Origin of the sequence: Micromonospora sp. BL1 (assembly GCF_003667485.1) — a bacterium.
Taxonomy (GTDB): domain Bacteria; phylum Actinomycetota; class Actinomycetes; order Mycobacteriales; family Micromonosporaceae; genus Micromonospora; species Micromonospora tulbaghiae.
In genome coordinates, this window is sequence record NZ_RCVK01000187.1 from 20,498 (window position 1) to 35,098 (window position 14,601).

At 73.7% G+C, this 14,601-nt stretch carries 13 protein-coding genes; 5 read left to right on the forward strand and 8 right to left on the reverse strand.

What is annotated here, in order from left to right; all coding sequences use genetic code 11:
* Positions 1 to 3 precede the first annotated feature (3 nt).
* From EAD96_RS08130 to EAD96_RS08140, 3 genes are all read right to left on the reverse strand, one after another.
* Positions 4 to 900 (reverse strand): DUF4190 domain-containing protein, encoded by an 897-nt coding sequence (locus EAD96_RS08130; RefSeq protein WP_121683801.1) that lies wholly within the window; start codon positions 898 to 900, stop codon positions 4 to 6.
* A 135-nt stretch (positions 901 to 1,035) separates the two neighbouring features.
* Complete coding sequence (locus EAD96_RS08135) at positions 1,036 to 2,493, reverse strand: RICIN domain-containing protein (protein WP_121683829.1); 1,458 nt, start codon at positions 2,491 to 2,493, stop codon at positions 1,036 to 1,038.
* Between the two features lie 5 nt (positions 2,494 to 2,498).
* Positions 2,499 to 3,248, reverse strand: coding sequence for a cellulose binding domain-containing protein (locus EAD96_RS08140; RefSeq protein ID WP_121683802.1), 750 nt, complete (start codon positions 3,246 to 3,248; stop codon positions 2,499 to 2,501).
* Between the two features lie 274 nt (positions 3,249 to 3,522).
* Here EAD96_RS08140 and EAD96_RS08145 point away from each other — a divergent pair, with 274 nt between their 5' ends.
* Positions 3,523 to 4,332 (forward strand): Fpg/Nei family DNA glycosylase, encoded by an 810-nt coding sequence (locus EAD96_RS08145; protein WP_121683830.1) that lies wholly within the window; start codon positions 3,523 to 3,525, stop codon positions 4,330 to 4,332.
* Between the two features lies 1 nt (position 4,333).
* On the opposite strand, the gene EAD96_RS08150 is transcribed toward EAD96_RS08145, so the two are convergent.
* The 4 genes from EAD96_RS08150 to EAD96_RS08165 form a co-directional block, all read right to left on the reverse strand.
* Positions 4,334 to 5,206: an aminoglycoside phosphotransferase family protein gene (locus EAD96_RS08150; protein ID WP_121683803.1), complete on the reverse strand. Its 873-nt coding sequence runs from the start codon at positions 5,204 to 5,206 to the stop codon at positions 4,334 to 4,336.
* A gap of 63 nt (positions 5,207 to 5,269) precedes the next feature.
* Complete coding sequence (locus EAD96_RS08155; RefSeq protein WP_121683804.1) at positions 5,270 to 6,691, reverse strand: WGR domain-containing protein; 1,422 nt, start codon at positions 6,689 to 6,691, stop codon at positions 5,270 to 5,272.
* 78 nt (positions 6,692 to 6,769) lie between these two features.
* The gene (locus EAD96_RS08160; protein ID WP_121683831.1) at positions 6,770 to 8,152 is read right to left on the reverse strand and encodes an FAD-dependent oxidoreductase; all 1,383 of its coding nucleotides are present in this window, start codon (positions 8,150 to 8,152) and stop codon (positions 6,770 to 6,772) included.
* Between the two features lie 41 nt (positions 8,153 to 8,193).
* Positions 8,194 to 9,342, reverse strand: coding sequence for a glutamate--cysteine ligase (locus tag EAD96_RS08165; protein WP_121683805.1), 1,149 nt, complete (start codon positions 9,340 to 9,342; stop codon positions 8,194 to 8,196).
* Positions 9,343 to 9,526: 184 nt separating this feature from the next.
* Here EAD96_RS08165 and EAD96_RS08170 point away from each other — a divergent pair, with 184 nt between their 5' ends.
* The 4 genes from EAD96_RS08170 to EAD96_RS08185 all read left to right on the forward strand — a co-directional run bounded on the left by EAD96_RS08170 (position 9,527) and on the right by EAD96_RS08185 (position 13,885).
* Positions 9,527 to 9,802 carry a DUF6412 domain-containing protein gene (locus EAD96_RS08170; protein ID WP_091422448.1) on the forward strand — a complete coding sequence of 92 codons (276 nt, stop codon included), beginning with the start codon at positions 9,527 to 9,529 and terminating at the stop codon, positions 9,800 to 9,802.
* Between the two features lie 125 nt (positions 9,803 to 9,927).
* Complete coding sequence (locus tag EAD96_RS08175; RefSeq protein ID WP_121683806.1) at positions 9,928 to 10,674, forward strand: membrane protein insertase YidC; 747 nt, start codon at positions 9,928 to 9,930, stop codon at positions 10,672 to 10,674.
* A gap of 77 nt (positions 10,675 to 10,751) precedes the next feature.
* On the forward strand, positions 10,752 to 12,176 hold the full coding sequence (locus tag EAD96_RS08180; RefSeq protein WP_121683807.1) for a carbohydrate-binding protein: 1,425 nt from the start codon (positions 10,752 to 10,754) through the stop codon (positions 12,174 to 12,176).
* 143 nt (positions 12,177 to 12,319) lie between these two features.
* Positions 12,320 to 13,885 carry a cellulose binding domain-containing protein gene (locus tag EAD96_RS08185; RefSeq protein ID WP_121683808.1) on the forward strand — a complete coding sequence of 522 codons (1,566 nt, stop codon included), beginning with the start codon at positions 12,320 to 12,322 and terminating at the stop codon, positions 13,883 to 13,885.
* Between the two features lie 14 nt (positions 13,886 to 13,899).
* Here the strand turns inward: EAD96_RS08185 and EAD96_RS08190 are convergent, their stop codons facing one another.
* On the reverse strand, positions 13,900 to 14,562 hold the full coding sequence (locus EAD96_RS08190) for a DedA family protein (protein WP_121683809.1): 663 nt from the start codon (positions 14,560 to 14,562) through the stop codon (positions 13,900 to 13,902).
* Between the last annotated feature and the right edge of the window lie 39 nt (positions 14,563 to 14,601).

Sequence of the window (14,601 nt, forward strand, 5' to 3'; positions counted from 1 at the left end):
CCGTCAGAACCAGTTGCCAAACTGTGAGTCAAGCCACTCGCGGAACCGGCCCACCCAGTCGCCGTCGGTGGTGGGCCAGTCGAACTGGCCGGTCATCGCCACGATGCCGAGCACCACGGCGGCCAGGCCGACCGCGATGCCGATGAGCGCGTCGGTCTTGCCCGCCACGTGCCGGCGGCGGGTGGCGATCAGGCCCAGCACGGCCAGCACGGCACCGGCCGCGCCGACGCCGATGCCGTACCCGGCGAGCGTGCCGGAGAGCACGAACAACGCCCCGACCACCGAGACGATCAGGCCGAGCGTGGCGAGCAGGCTGGCCCGGGGACGCTTGGTGGTGTAGGGCTCCGGCCGGTCCACCCGGCCGTCGCGGTCGGCGTCCGTACCGTCGGGCCGGCCGTCCCGGTCCAGGTCGGTGCGGCCGTCGCGGTCGAGGTCGGTGCGGTCCGGGCGGCCGTCGCGGTCCAGGTCGACGGTGCGCTCGGCGGCGGGCGTCGCGCCGACGGTCCGCGCGTCGGTCACCGGAGCGGTCCGCGTGTCGGCGTCGGCCCGCCGGCCGGTGACCGCGCGCGCCGCCGCGCCCCGGTCCGCAGCCCTTCGCCGCGCCTCCGCGTCCGGCTCGTCCACGGCCGTCGCGTTCCGGCCACCGGTCGTCGTGGCCGCCGTCCGGCCGTCGGTCGCCGTCGCCGCGCCGGGGTCGCGCGCCTCCCGGTCGGCCGCCGCGTCCCGGGCGCGCTCGTCGTCGGTCGCCGTGGCGGCGCTGCGGTACGTGGTCCGCTCCTCGTCGCGGTCGGTGACCACCGGCCGGTCGGCCGGCTGCTCGGCGGTCCGGTCGCGCTCGTCGACCACGCCGTCGCCGTTGGTATCGGTCGCCGGGGAGTTCCGGCGGGACAGGATCTTCACGATGGCACCTCCTGATCCAGGCGCGGAGGCCGCGCATGACACGCAGGAAGTACCCAGGTGTGCCGAAATCGACACCCGCGGCCCGCTCCGCACGCTCCGACGACCGGCATCGGAGCGTGCGGAGATCGTCGCCGGTCAGGACACGGTGCGTGACCACTGCTGGTTGGTGCCCGCACCGCAGGTGTACTGCTGGACGTCCGCGCCGTCGCCGGTGCCGGCGTTCACCACGTCCAGGCACTTCCCGCTGTGCCGGGCCCGCAGCTGGAACCAGCCGCCCAGCGCGGCCCACTGCCACTGCTGATTGGCGCCGCTGCCGCAGGTGTACTGGATGATGTTGGCGCCGTCGGCGGTGGACGCGTTCGCGACGTCGAGGCACTTGCCGCTCGCGGCGTTGACGAGGCGGAACCAGCCGCCGCCGGCGTCCTGGAACTCCCACCGCTGGTTGCCGCCGCCGTTCCAGCTCCACTGCTTGACCTCGGCGTTGTTGGCGGTGGAACCGTTGATCACGTCGAGCACCCGGCCGCTGTGCCGGGCCGTGACGCGGTGGTACGTGGGCGAGTTGCCGGTGACGGTGCCCGCCGCCGTGTCGACTGTGACGGACGGATACCAGGTCAGGCTCATGCTGGTGGCGGTCGGGAAGCTGATCGGCAGCCACACGTACTGGGAGTCGTTGGCCGGGCCGCCCCAGGCACCCGCCCACCGGTCACCCAGATAGAGGTAGCCGGTGCCGGACGTGCCCTGGATCGGCAGCACGAAGGCCGGCTGGGAGTTGAACGTGGTGCCGTTGCCCACGTCGGTCCAGCCGCTCCACGGTCCCGAGATGCTCGGCGCGGTGGCGTACCGGGCCTGGTTCGGGCTCCAGCCCGTCGCCCCCGAGGTCAGCAGGAAGTAGGTGCTGCCCCGCTTGAACATCGCCGGCGCCTCCCGGTGCGCGCCGTCCCAGAAGTTGCCCACCAGAGCGGCGACGTTCAGGTAGTCCGAGGTGAGCCGGTAGATGTGCAGGTCGTAGTTGTCGTCGGCGGCCGAGATCATGTACGCGGTGCCGTTGTCGTCGTAGAGCGTGATGTCGCGGGACATGTGCTGCCCGAGCGGGCGGAAGCTGCCGTGGTAGGTGTAGTTGCCGTCCACAGTGGCCGACGAGGCGACGGCGGCCCGCGCCTCGTTGTAGTCCGACCCGTTCTCCTTGTGCATCCACATCACGAACCGGCCGGTGCCGGCGTTGTAGACGACCTTCGGACGCTCGATGTTGGCGACCCGCAGTTCGGCGGCCGACGACTGGGTGAGCACGTTGTTGCGGAACTCCCAGGTGCGCAGATCCGTCGAGCGGTAGACGGAGACCGCCCGGAACGTGTTGTCCGGGTTGCGGTTCTCGCCGAACCAGTAGTAGTAGTCGCCGACCTTGAGCACGCCGCCGCCGTGGGCGTGCACCACCGCGCCGGTGGTGTCGGTGAACTGGGTGCCGTTGGTGACCGTCACCGGCGCCGCAAGCGCACCCGCCGGCGGCCCCAGCACCGTCGCCGCGAGGGCCACGGCGAGCGCCAGCCCTGCCGCGAGGAGGCGGCCGGTGCCGCCGTGCCGTGCCGTCCACCGCATGCCGGTCACCGCCCGCAGACCGGCGTGATCGCGGCGGGCGTCGCGCTGCTCGCCACGAGCAGGCCGAACGTCGCCGAAGCGCCCGGCGCCAGCGTCCCGTTCCAGGAGGCGTTGCGGACCGCGACGTCCTGGCCGGCGCCCTCGGCCACCCCGCCCCAGACCGACTGGACGCGCTCGTCACCGGACCAGCGCCACGAGACGAGCCAGCCCGGTACCGGCTCGGTGCCGCCGTTGCGCACCGTCACCGTGGCGACGAAGCCGCCGCCCCACCTGCTGTCGATCGTGGCCGTCGCGGAGCAGAGCGACAGCGTGCGCGCCGGTCCGCCGATCACGTACGGATCCCGCGTGCCCTTGGTGTCGCCGAACCGGAACCAGTACTCGGTACCAGGGGCCAGGCCGCCGATGGTCACCGTCCCGGACCGTTCCGGCCCGGTGACCGCCTCGGCCACCGGATCGCGCCACCCGGTGGCGTCCTCGCGGCTGGCGAAGAGGCTGATGAGGAGCGGCGGGTCGTAGCCGCAGGGCGGGCTGAGCACCATCCAGTAGGTGATGGTGACGCTGGTGGTGGTGGCCCCCGTCACCTGGCCGGTGACCGGCAGCGCCGGCGGGCACGCGAACGTGGGCGTCGGGGTGGGCATCGCCGTGGTGGCGAGCGTCATCGTCGTGGTGGCGGGGGACCGGTCGGCGCCGGCCGAGGCGGCCAGGCCGGTGAGGGCGAGGGCGGCGGCCAGTGCCGCGCCGAGCGTACGGAGCATCTGTCTCTCCCGAGCTGGGGGCGCCGGGGGCGGTCGGCGCCGGAGTGGTGGACCGCGATGTCGCCGCCGTGGCGGCACGGCGGAGCGCCGGAGGCGACTGCCCGGCAGCGGGGTGGCGCATCACCCCGCGCTTGTCCCTCCGGCGAGATCGAGCTGCTCGCACTGGCTCCCGAGCGCTACCGCCGCCAGTCTTTCAGTCGACGGACATCGATTCAATGTCGTCCCAGCGCCCGAAGTCGCCGACGGTGCCGTCCGCTGACTACGCTTGGCGGTCGTGCCAGAGGGACACTCCATCCACCGCCTCGCCGCCCGGCATGCCGAGCTGTTCGCGGGCGACAAGGTGCACGCCGACAGCCCGCAGGGCCGCTTCGCCGAGGGCGCGGCCCGCCTGAGCGGCACCGTCCTGGACGGCACCGAGGCGTACGGCAAGCACCTGCTGCACCACTACGCGGGCGAGCTGACGCTGCACGTACACCTCGGCCTGTACGGGAAGTTCGCGGACGGGCCGGGGGAGCCGCCGGCCCCGGTCGGGCAGGTGCGGCTGCGGCTGCACAGCGACCGGCACTGGCTGGAACTGCGCGGCCCGACCGCCTGCGAGCTGCTGACCCCGCCCGAGGTGGCGGCGCTGCGCGACCGGCTCGGGCCCGATCCGCTGCGCGCGGACGCCGACCCGGACCGGGCGTACGCGCGGATCCGCCGCAGCCCCACCCCGCTGGCCGCGCTGCTGCTCGACCAGTCGGTGGTGGCCGGCACCGGCCTGATCTTCGTGACCGAGGCGCTGTTCCGGGCCTGCCTGCCGCCGCTGCTGCCGGGGCGGGAGCTGACGCCGGGCGGCTGGGCCGAACTCTGGGCGGACCTGGTCGCGCTGATGACCCGCGCGGTCGAGCGGGGCCGGATCGACACGGTGCGCGACGCCGACCTGCCGGAGGTGACCGGCCGCGCGCCGCGCGTGGACCGGCACGGCGGCGAGGTGTACGTCTACCGCCGCCCCGGCGCGCCCTGCCACATCTGCGGCACGGCGGTCAGCCGGGGCGCGCTCGCTGGGCGCAACCTCTACTGGTGCCCCACCTGCCAGGCGGGCTGAGTCACATCTCGTCGAGCAGCCAGCGGGCCGCCTCGACGTTGCCGGGAAAGACCTGGTCGCCGCCGATGCTCCAGGCCACCGTCTGCCCGATCGCCCAGCCGCGTACCCGCTCCCGGTCCAGGCCCAGCTCGGCGCTGAGCCGGTCGAGCCGGTGCCGGACCGCCGCCGGGGAGTGACCCAGCTCCGCGCCGCGCACGAGCGGCACCACAGCGAACTCCCGCTCGCCGACGAGCGGCTTCGGGTCGATCACCAGCCACGGCTCGCGTCCGGCCGCCAGGACGTTGCCGGCGTGCAGGTCCTGGTTGACCAGCACCTGCTCGCCCTGGCCCGGTGCCAGGTCGGCGAGCAGCCCGAGCGCGGCGTCGAGCAGGCGCCGCTCGTACGGGCGGCCGGCCCGCCGCCAGTTGCCAGGCATCCGCTCCGCCCAGCCGGCCGCCTCCTCGGCCAGCGGCGTGAACGGCGCACCGGCCGGGACCGCGAGCCCCGGCAGCAGGCCGATCGCGACGTCGAGCGCCGCGTCGGCCGTCAGGGAGTGCAGCGGCGTGCCGGGGTCGCACCGCTCGACGAGCAGCGCGCGCCGATCGGCGTCGTGCCCGAGCAGCCGGATCGCGCCGCGCCCGTCCCAGTGCGCCAGCGCGGTGGCCTCGTGGACGCTGTCGTCGTCCGGGTACTGGAGCTTCAGGACCGCCCGGGTGCCGTCCGGCAGCGTCGCGGGCAACGCCAGCGAGGCGAACGCGTACGCGAACGGCGGGCCGACCGTCAGCTCCCACCGCGCGACGCAGTGGGCCAGCCGGCCGGGCAGCTCCGCGAGCCACGCCCGGCCGGCCTCGGTCCGCTCGACCCAGCGCAGCCCTTCGGGAATGTCGCACCGCATCCGGACATCCTGACCGGTGCGGCGACGATCCGTTGTCCCGGGCCGGGTCTCGCCGGTCTGCGGTCAGCCCAGCCGGCGGATGTCCCCGTACGCCCGGTAGAAGCCGCCCCGGCCGGACTCGCGCACCTCGGTGACCAGGTAACGCGCGCCCGGCTCGCGGATGCCCTTGGGGAACTGCACCGACCAGTCCCGCCGGTAGCCGTCGGCGAGGACGTGGACGCGCAGTCGGCCGCCCTGCTCGACACACTGCACCAGCACGCCGTCGCGGTCGTCGGTGGTCACCTCGACCGACGTCCAGGCGGCCGTCTCGGGCATCCGGGCCGGTGCCTTGACGTCGACCACGTCGGGCACGCTGCCCGCCTCGGCCGCCCGGATCGCCGCCTCGCTCGCGTCGATGCAGGCCAGGTAGCCGCTCGTGGTGACCACGTAGAGCCGGTTGTCGTGGTACTGCATCGAGTACGCCGAGCCGCAGCCGGTGCCGAGCTTCCACAGCCGGTTGCCGGCCTGGTCGAAGCAGTAGATCGAGGAGGCGCTGTCGCCCGCGAACACGTACCGGCCGCCCTCGGCGGTGGCGCAGGAGAAGACCGCGGCGTCGCAGCGGTAGACCTGCTCGGCCCGGCCGTCCTTGCGCAGGCGCACCACCTCGCGGGTGCCGGTGCCGGCGAAGACGGCGTCCCGCTCCTGCCAGCCGAACAGGACCGCCCCGGTGCCGGTGTGCCACAGCTCGCGGCCGGTACGCCAGTCGTAGCCGGTGACCCCCTGCGAGTGGCCGTGGTAGAGCGCGTCGGCGTCGCAGCGCACCATCCACGCCGACCGGCCCCGCCCCGGCCGGCGCCAGAGGAACTCGTCCTCGTGGTCGATCGCCGAGATGCCGCCGTCGCGGTCGGACACGCCCAGCACGCCGTCGTGGATGTCCAGCCAGTAGATGTCGATCTCCGGTGCGATCGCGTACGCCGCGCGGGGCACCTTGCCGGACAGGTCGTAGACGTTGCCGTCGTCGCAGCCGGCGTAGACCCAGGCGTCGTCGGCGACGATGCACTTCACCCCGTCGGGGAGCCGGACCTGGTTGACCAGCCGGGCGTCGTGGTCGAGCGTGGTGATCACGCCGTGCTCGTTGCCGACCATGCAGTGCCGGTCGTCGACGAAGATGCCGAAGGCGGGCGCGCCCGAGGCGTACCGCCAGAGGACCGGGGCGGTGCGGGCGGTCGAGCGGGTGCTGACGATCTGCCGGCGCGACACGGTCCGCTTCTGGCGTACGCCGGGCACGGCCGGGGCGTACCCCTTGCGGACCTTCTCGCCGATCTTCTTCGCGGCGGCGGCGCGGGCGCGGGTGTTGTCCGGGTAGGTGCTCGTCTTCACCTGGCCCTGGTCGCCGATCCGCCCGTAGCGCACTGTCATCGCGGTGTCGTCGACCACCACCTCGTAGAACTTGTGTGCTCCACCGTCCACTTCGGACAGTTCGAGGTAGGTCGTCTCCTGCGACATGGGGGGTTACCTCCGAGGGGAAGTGCCGGACCGGCAACGCGACAGCGCGCACACGCTAACGCCGGCCACCGACACTTCTCATCTGCCGCCCGCGGCGAGCGCGTCGACGGCCTTGCGGGCGGCGATGAGCACCGGATCCCAGACCGGGGCGTACGGCGGCGCGTAGCCCAGGTCGAGCGCTGTCATCTCGTCCACTGTCATGCCGTTCCACAGCGCCACGGCCAGCGCGTCGATCCGCTTGGCCGCCTCGGACCAGCCGACGATCTGCGCCCCGAGCAGCCGCCCGCTGGGCCGCTCGGCGATCAGCTTGACCGTCATCGGCCGGGAGCCCGGGTAGTAGCCGGCCCGGTTCGTCGACTGGGCCAGCACTGTGACGAACTCGAAGCCGGCCTCCCGCGCGTCCCGCTCGCGCAGCCCGGTGCGGCCCACCTCCAGCTCGCAGACCTTGGTGACGGCGGTGCCGATGACGCCGGGAAAGGTGGCGTACCCGCCGCCGATGTTGATGCCCGCCACCCGGCCCTGCTTGTTGGCGTGCGTGCCGAGCGGGATGTGCACCGGCATGCCGCTGACCCGGTGCAGCGACTCCACGCAGTCGCCCGCCGCCCAGACGCCGGGCACGCCCGGCACCCGCATCCGGCGGTCGGTCCGGACCGCGCCGGAGGGACCGATCGGCAGGCCGGCGGCCTCGGCGAGCCCGGTGTTGGGGCGTACCCCGAGGCCCAGCACCACGACGTCGGCCGGGATCGGCCCCTCGTCGGTGACCACCGCGGAGATCCGGCCGTCCCGCTCCTCCAACCCGGTGACGGTGAGGCCGGTGCGGACGGCGATGCCGGTGCCGCGCATCGCGTCGGCCACCAGCTCGCCCATGTCCGGGTCCACTGTCGACATGGGCTGGTCGGCCTGCTCCACCAGCTGGACGGAGAGCCCGCGCTGCACCAGCGCCTCGGCCATCTCGACGCCGACGTAGCCGCCGCCGACCACCACCGCGTGCCGGGGCCGGGGCTCGCGTTCCAGCCAGCCGATCAGCGCCGCGCCGTCGTCCAGCGTCTGCACGCCGAACACGCCCGACACGTCGTCGCGCGCCCACTCCGGCTGCACCGGGGACGCGCCGGTGGCGTACACCAGGGTGTCGAAACCGGCGCGGACCTCGCCGCCGCCGTCCAGGTCCCGCGCGGTCACCTCGCGGCGGTCCAGGTCGATGGCGGTGACCTCGTGCCGGGTACGGACCTCGATGCCGAACTCGTCGCGGAAGGTCTGCGGATCGCGGCTGATCAACTCGTCCCGGTCCTCCACCAGGCCACTCACCCAGTAGGGGATGCCGCAGGCCGAGTAGGAGGTGAAGTGCCCCCGCTCGAACGCGACGATCTCCAGGTCGGTCCGGTCGCGGCGGCGGCGCCGCGCCTGCGACGCCGCCGACATGCCGGCGGCGTCGCCGCCGATGACGATCATGCGCTCGGCCACGTCGCCCATCATGTCACGCCGGGCCACGGCCGCGTGGCCGCTCAGCCACGGGTCTGCCGCGCCACGTCCGCGACCACGTCGACGAGGTTGCCGGTACGCGCGAACACCGCCCGCTGCCGCGCCGCGCCGCTGCCGTGCCGGCGCAGCCCGCCGAGCAGATCGGTCACCCGGTCCAGGTCGCCGTGCCGCTCCAGTTCCGGGCGCAGCCGGTCCACCAGCCGGTCCAGCAGCTCCCAGGCCGGGCGCAGCTCACCGTCGGTGAGGTCGACGCCCTCGCCCTCCAGCCCGTCGTGCGCCGCGCGCCAGTGCGCCGCCACCAGCAGGTGGTGGTCGGTGTTGACGGCCGGGCGACCGGCGGCGATGTCGGTGAGCGCGGTGGCGACGAGCGCGCGGACCAGCGCCGCCACCAGCACCGCGTCGTCCACGGACGGGCAGACGTCGCCGATGCGGATCTCCACCGTGGGGTACTTGGCGGAGAGCCGGGCGTACCAGTAGAGCATTCCCTCGTCCAGCATCACGCCGCTGGCGATGAGCTGCCGGATCAGCCGCTCGTAGTGCTCGTGCGACTCCAGGAACGGGGTGGGCGCGACCGACGGCCAGCGTTCCCACTCCACCGAGCGCCAGCTCGCGTACCCGGTGTCCTCGCCCCGGGAGAACGGGGAGTTCGCGGTGACCGCCTGCAGGATCGGCAGCCACGGCCGGACGTGGTTGAGCACCTGCACGCCGGTGTCCGGGTCGGGGATGCCGACGTGGATGTGCATGCCGTTGTTGCCGGGGCCGGGCACCAGCAGCCGGAACCGCTCGATCATCCGGTCGAAGCGCGGCTTGTCCACCACCGGCGGCACCGGCCCGTCGACCGGCCCGGTGCCGATCGCGAGCAGCCGTACGCCCGCCCGCTCGGCCGCGTCGGCCAGCTCGGCGCGCAGCATCGACAGCGAGTGCCGGATCGAGGACAGCTCCAGCCCGGGCGGGCTGCCGATCTCGATCTGGCTGGTCTGGAACTCGCGTTCCACCTGACCGCGCAGCTCGGCCGGTACCTGCTCCATCACGAGGTCGACGGCGGGTACGGCGGTCCCGGTGTGCGGGTCGGCGAGCAGGAACTCCTCCTCGACGCCGACTGTCAGCAGGTCGGTTCCGCCCGGTGCGGCGCTCCGCTCCCGCTCCGCCACTGAGCCACTCATCGTCACCACCGTCTCTCCGGACCGCTCACGGCACCGTGCCGCGTGGTCGAGATCCTGTTACCCACCGTGTCCGTTTCGGGAAACGTGCCGACGGGCGTGTCGGCACCGGTTCGCCCGATCGGGTCGGCCGGGCGCGTTCGCGCATGGGCCCGCCGGGCGTGACAACGCGGGCTAGGGTGGTCGCGTGGCGGGGATGCTGGCGGTGCTGACGGGAGCGTGGGCCTACGCCCTCGCCCTGTTCGCCGACCGGCCGGCCGGGCTGCTCGCCGGTGCGGCGGTCGTCGCCGCGCTGCTGCTCGCCACCCTGCTCGCGCTGCGGGTCCGCGCCCTGCCCACGCCGCCCGGCACCCGGTTCGCCGCCGCTCTGCGTGCCCGCGCCCGCCGTCGCGGGGTGCCCCGGCAGGTCGACCCGGACGCGCCGGGGCGTCCGCGCCCCCGCGCACCCGGCCTGCACCCCTCGGCCGCGTAGCCACCTCCCGGCCCGCGTCGGCGGGCCTCCGTTCCAGGCTTCGCGGCCGATTCCGTCGTCATCCGTCCCGCCGCGCGGCACGTCGCCGCCCGGGACACCCGGAATCGCCGTCGAGGGGTCCACCCATGCTCGCCTTCGCACCGTTGCACTCCGCGGCCTCGGCCGCGGCCGCAGTCGTCACCTGGCTCGCCGACGTGCTCGCCCCGCTCACCGGCGGCGCCGCGACGGCCGCCGCCATCGTCCTGTTCACGGTCGGCGTCCGGCTGCTGATCTCGCCGCTGACGGTGGCCCAGGTCCGCGGGGAGCGGCGTCGCACCGCGCTCGCCCCCGAGGTACGGGAACTCCAGCGCCGGTACGCCGACGATCCGGCGCGCCTCCAGAGCGAGGTGTTCGCGCTCTACCGCAACGCCGGGGCCAGCCCGGTCGCGGGCTGCCTGCCGGCCCTGTTGCAGGCGCCGTTCTTCCTGGTCATGTACCGCCTGTTCGCCACCGGCGACGGCGCGCCGGAGCTGCTGGGGGAGCGGCTCGCCGGCGTACCTCTGGGCTGGCACCTCGGCGACGGGCTGGCCGGCCCGGTCCCGCTGGTGTTCGGGGTGCTGCTGGCCGCGCTGCTCGCGCTGGCCTGGTGGTCGTCGCGGCGGATGCGCCGGGCGGCGGCCGCCACCGGCACGGTGGCCGGGACGCCGACCGAGGGTCCGGGCGCGGCGGTGCTCGGGCGGCTGCTGCCGCTGCTGCCGTACGCCACTGTGCTCGTCGCGCTCGTGGTGCCGCTGGCGGCGGTGCTCTATCTGGTCACCACCACGGCGTGGACGGCGCTGGAGCAGGTGGTGCTGCGCCGGCCGCAGCCGGCGGCGGCCATCGACAAGCGTTGACAAGTGTGGGGGCGGGCGCGTAGAAATCGCCTCAGAGAGCGCTCTCCCGGACCCGTCCCCGCAGAGAGGCACCCCGAATGAACCCGATCCCGGCGGCCCCGGCCGCCTCCGCCACCGTGCCCCGATCACGCCGCCGGCTCGCCCTGGCCGCCGGCGTCCTCGCGCTCACCACAGCCCTCGCGGGCGTCTCGATGACCGCCCAGGCGGCGGTGCCCCCGACGCCGTCCGGCTGGAACCTGGTGTGGAGCGACGACTTCACCGGCCCTTCCGGCACGCTGCCCTCGTCCGCCAACTGGATCATCGACACCGGCACCGGCTACCCGGGCGGCCCGGCCAACTGGGGCACCGGCGAGATCCAGACCTACACGTCCAGCACCGCCAACCTGGCCCACGACGGCTCGGGCAACCTGCGCATCACGCCGCTGCGGGACTCGGCCGGACGCTGGACCTCGGCCCGGATCGAGACGGTGCGTTCCAACTTCAAGGCGCCGTCGGGCGGCGTGCTGGCCCTGGAGGGCCGGATCCAGATGCCGAACGTGACAGGCGCGGCGGCGTCCGGGTACTGGCCGGCGTTCTGGGCGCTCGGCTCGCCGTACCGGGGCAACTACCAGAACTGGCCGGGCATCGGCGAGTTCGACGTGATGGAGAACGTCAACGGGATCAACTCGGTCTGGGGCGTGCTGCACTGCGGCGTCGCGCCGGGCGGCCCGTGCGGGGAGTTCAACGGCATCGGCGCGTCCCGGGCCTGCCCGGGCAGCACCTGCCAGTCGGCGTTCCACACCTACCGGTTCGAGTGGGACGCCTCGGTGAGCCCGCAGCAGCTGCGCTGGTACGTCGACGGCCAGCTCTTCCACACCGTCGGGCAGAACCAGGTCGGTGAGCCGTACTGGAGTCAGATGACCAACCACGCCGGCTACTTCCTGCTGCTCAACGTGGCGATGGGCGGCGGATTCCCGGACGGCGTGGCCGGCTCGGCGACGCCCACCGCCTCGACCGTGCCCGGCCGGTCAATGCTCGTCGACTACGTGGCCGTCTACACCCGCGGTGGCGGGAGCAACCCGTCGCCCACGCCGACCACGCCGCCGCCGGGCGGGGTGCGGGACGCGTACGCGACGATCCAGGCCGAGTCGTTCAACGCGCAGAACGGCGTGCAGGTGGAGACGTGCGCCGAGGGTGGCCAGGACATCGGCTGGCTCGCCAACGGTGACTGGGCCCGCTACGACAACGTCGACTTCGGCTCGACGCCGCCGCGCGACTTCGTGGCCCGGGTCGCCTCCGGCGCGGCGTCCGGGGTGAGCGGGCTGGTGGAGGTCCGGGTGGACAGCCCGACCGCGCCGCCGATCGGCAGTTTCGCGGTCGGCAACACCGGCGGCTGGCAGACCTGGCGCTCGGTGCCGGGCAACGTCGGCGCGGTGACCGGGCGGCACACCGTCTACCTGACGTTCAGCAGCGGCCAGCCGTCCGACTTCGTCAACGTCAACTGGTTCACCTTCCGCCGCTGAGGCGCGGCCGGGGCGCGGCCCGGACCCCCGGTCCGGGCCGCGTCGAACCGGTGCTGGACAGAAACAGTTAACACTCCTAATAATAGGCGCACGTCGACGGTTGTGAATTCCTCTCCACCCCCGCCCGTCCCCTGGAGGACGCCGTGAGACTCCGCCCCCGCCTGGCGACGCTCGCCGCCGCGCTGACCACCGCCGTGGTCGCCGGTGCCCTGCTCGCCGCGCCGCCCGCCTCCGCTGCCACCGCCGCCTTCGTCCGCACCTCCAGCTGGAGCAGCGGGTACGAGGCACGGTTCACCGTCACCAACGACAGCTCCGCCGCGATCTCCTCGTGGAACGTCCAGTTCGACCTGCCGTCCGGCAGCACGCTCGGCTCCTTCTGGGACGCCCGGCTGACCACCTCCGGCCAGCACGTCACCGCTGTCAACCAGTCCTGGAACGGCGCGCTCGCCCCGGGCGCCAGCGCCAGCTTCGGCTTCGTCGTCAGCGGCACCGGCGACCCGGTGAACTGCACAGTCAACGGCGCCTCCTGCACCGGCGGCGGCAACCCCGGCAACCCGGGCGCACCGGCCACGCCGGGCGGGCTGCGGGTCACCGGCACCACCGCGTCGGCGGTCTCGCTCGCCTGGAACGCGGTCTCCGGCACCGTCACCGGCTACCGGGTGTACGAGGGCACGACCGTCAAGGCCACAGTCACCGGCACGTCGGCCACCGTCTCCGGGCTGGCCGCGTGCAGCGGGCACAACTACACGGTGACCGCGTACAACGGCGCCGGCGAGTCGGCGAAGTCGGCGGCGGTCGCGGCCACCACCAGCGGCTGCACCGGTGGCGGCGGTGGCGCGATGGCGGCCGCGCCCTACCTCTACCCGGGCTGGGGCGACCCGCCCGCGCCCGCCACGGTGATGGGCGCGACCGGGATCAAGTGGTTCACCATCGCGTTCGTGCTCTCCGGCGGCGGCTGCACCCCGGCCTGGGACGGCAACGGCCCGCTGACCGGCGGCACGCACGCCGCCACCATCGCCGCGATCAAGGCGGCCGGCGGCGACGTCATCCCGTCCTTCGGCGGCTGGAGCGGCAACAAGCTCGGCCCGAACTGCTCGACCGCCGCCGCCCTGGCCGGCGCGTACCAGCAGGTCATCAACGCGTACGGGCTGAAGGCGATCGACATCGACATCGAGAACAGCGACGAGTTCGAGAACGAGGTGGTGCAGGACCGCATCCTGGACGCCCTGAAGATCGTCAAGCAGAACAACCCGGGCATCAAGACGATCATCACGTTCGGCACCTCGACCACCGGCCCGTCGTACTACGGCACCCGGCTGATCAACCAGGCCGCGGCCAAGGGCGCCGGGATCGACGTGTTCACGATCATGCCGTTCGACTTCGGCGGCGGCGCGAACATGTACCAGAACACCGTGAACGCGGCCGAGGGCCTCAAGACCGCGCTGCGCAACGCGTTCGGCTGGTCCGACGCCACCGCGTACGCCCACATGGGCCTGTCCGGGATGAACGGCCTCTCCGACCAGCAGGAGCTGACCTCGCCCGCCACCTGGACGCAGATCCGCGACTGGGCCAAGGCGCGCGGCCTGGCCCGGTTCACGTTCTGGTCGGTCAACCGGGACCGGCCCTGCCCGGGCGGCGGCGTGGTCGCCAACTGCTCCGGCATCGCGCAGAACACCTGGGAGTTCACCGGTATCACCGCCGGCTTCTGAGCCCGCGGTGACGGTCAGCGCCCGGCGGTCACCGACTGCCGGGCGCGCCGCCGGCGCACCTTCTTCACCGCCCAGCTCACGATCATGAAACCGAAGACGGCGAAGATCGCGTAGTTGAACCACTGGCTGTACCTGTCGACGTCCTCCCACCGCGAGCCGAGGACGTAGCCGGCGCCGACGATCAGGGCGTTCCAGACCCCGCTGCCCAGCGTGGTGAGCAGGATGAACTCGCCCAGCGGCATCCGGTTGGCGCCGGCCGGGATCGAGACCAGGCTGCGGACCACCGGCACCACCCGGCCGATCAGCACCGCCCACCGGCCGTGCCGCTCGAACCAGCGGTCGGCCTTCTCCAGATCCTCCAGGTCGACCAGCGGGATGTGGTCCAGCCAGCGCTTGAGCCGCTCCTCGCCCAGCGCCGCGCCGAGCCAGTAGAGCACCAGCGCGCCGAGCAGCGAGCCGGCGGTCGCGGCGACCACGATCAGCACGAGGTTGAACCGGCCCTCGGCGGCCAGGTAGCCGGCCATCGCCAGCACGATCTCGCTCGGGATCGGCGGGATGATGCTCTCCAGCGCCACCAGCAGCGCCACGCCGACCGCGCCGAGCGAGTCGATCACACTCGCCACCCACCCGGTCAGCCCGGTGAACTGGTTCGGGTCGACGTCCTGGGCCAGGGCCATGGCGGTCCTTCCACGCGAGAGCCGGAGATCCGAAGGTGT

Excerpts from the sequence above, each read along its gene's own strand:
- EAD96_RS08135 (WP_121683829.1), bottom strand. The coding sequence starts at position 2,493 with ATGCGGTGGACGGCACGGCACGGCGGCACCGGCCGCCTCCTCGCGGCA.
- EAD96_RS08140 (WP_121683802.1), bottom strand. The coding sequence starts at position 3,248 with ATGCTCCGTACGCTCGGCGCGGCACTGGCCGCCGCCCTCGCCCTCACC.
- EAD96_RS08150 (WP_121683803.1), bottom strand. The coding sequence starts at position 5,206 with ATGCGGTGCGACATTCCCGAAGGGCTGCGCTGGGTCGAGCGGACCGAG.
- EAD96_RS08155 (WP_121683804.1), bottom strand. The coding sequence starts at position 6,691 with ATGTCGCAGGAGACGACCTACCTCGAACTGTCCGAAGTGGACGGTGGA.
- EAD96_RS08170 (WP_091422448.1), top strand. The coding sequence starts at position 9,527 with ATGCTGGCGGTGCTGACGGGAGCGTGGGCCTACGCCCTCGCCCTGTTC.
- EAD96_RS08175 (WP_121683806.1), top strand. The coding sequence starts at position 9,928 with ATGCTCGCCTTCGCACCGTTGCACTCCGCGGCCTCGGCCGCGGCCGCA.
- EAD96_RS08180 (WP_121683807.1), top strand. The coding sequence starts at position 10,752 with ATGAACCCGATCCCGGCGGCCCCGGCCGCCTCCGCCACCGTGCCCCGA.
- EAD96_RS08190 (WP_121683809.1), bottom strand. The coding sequence starts at position 14,562 with ATGGCCCTGGCCCAGGACGTCGACCCGAACCAGTTCACCGGGCTGACC.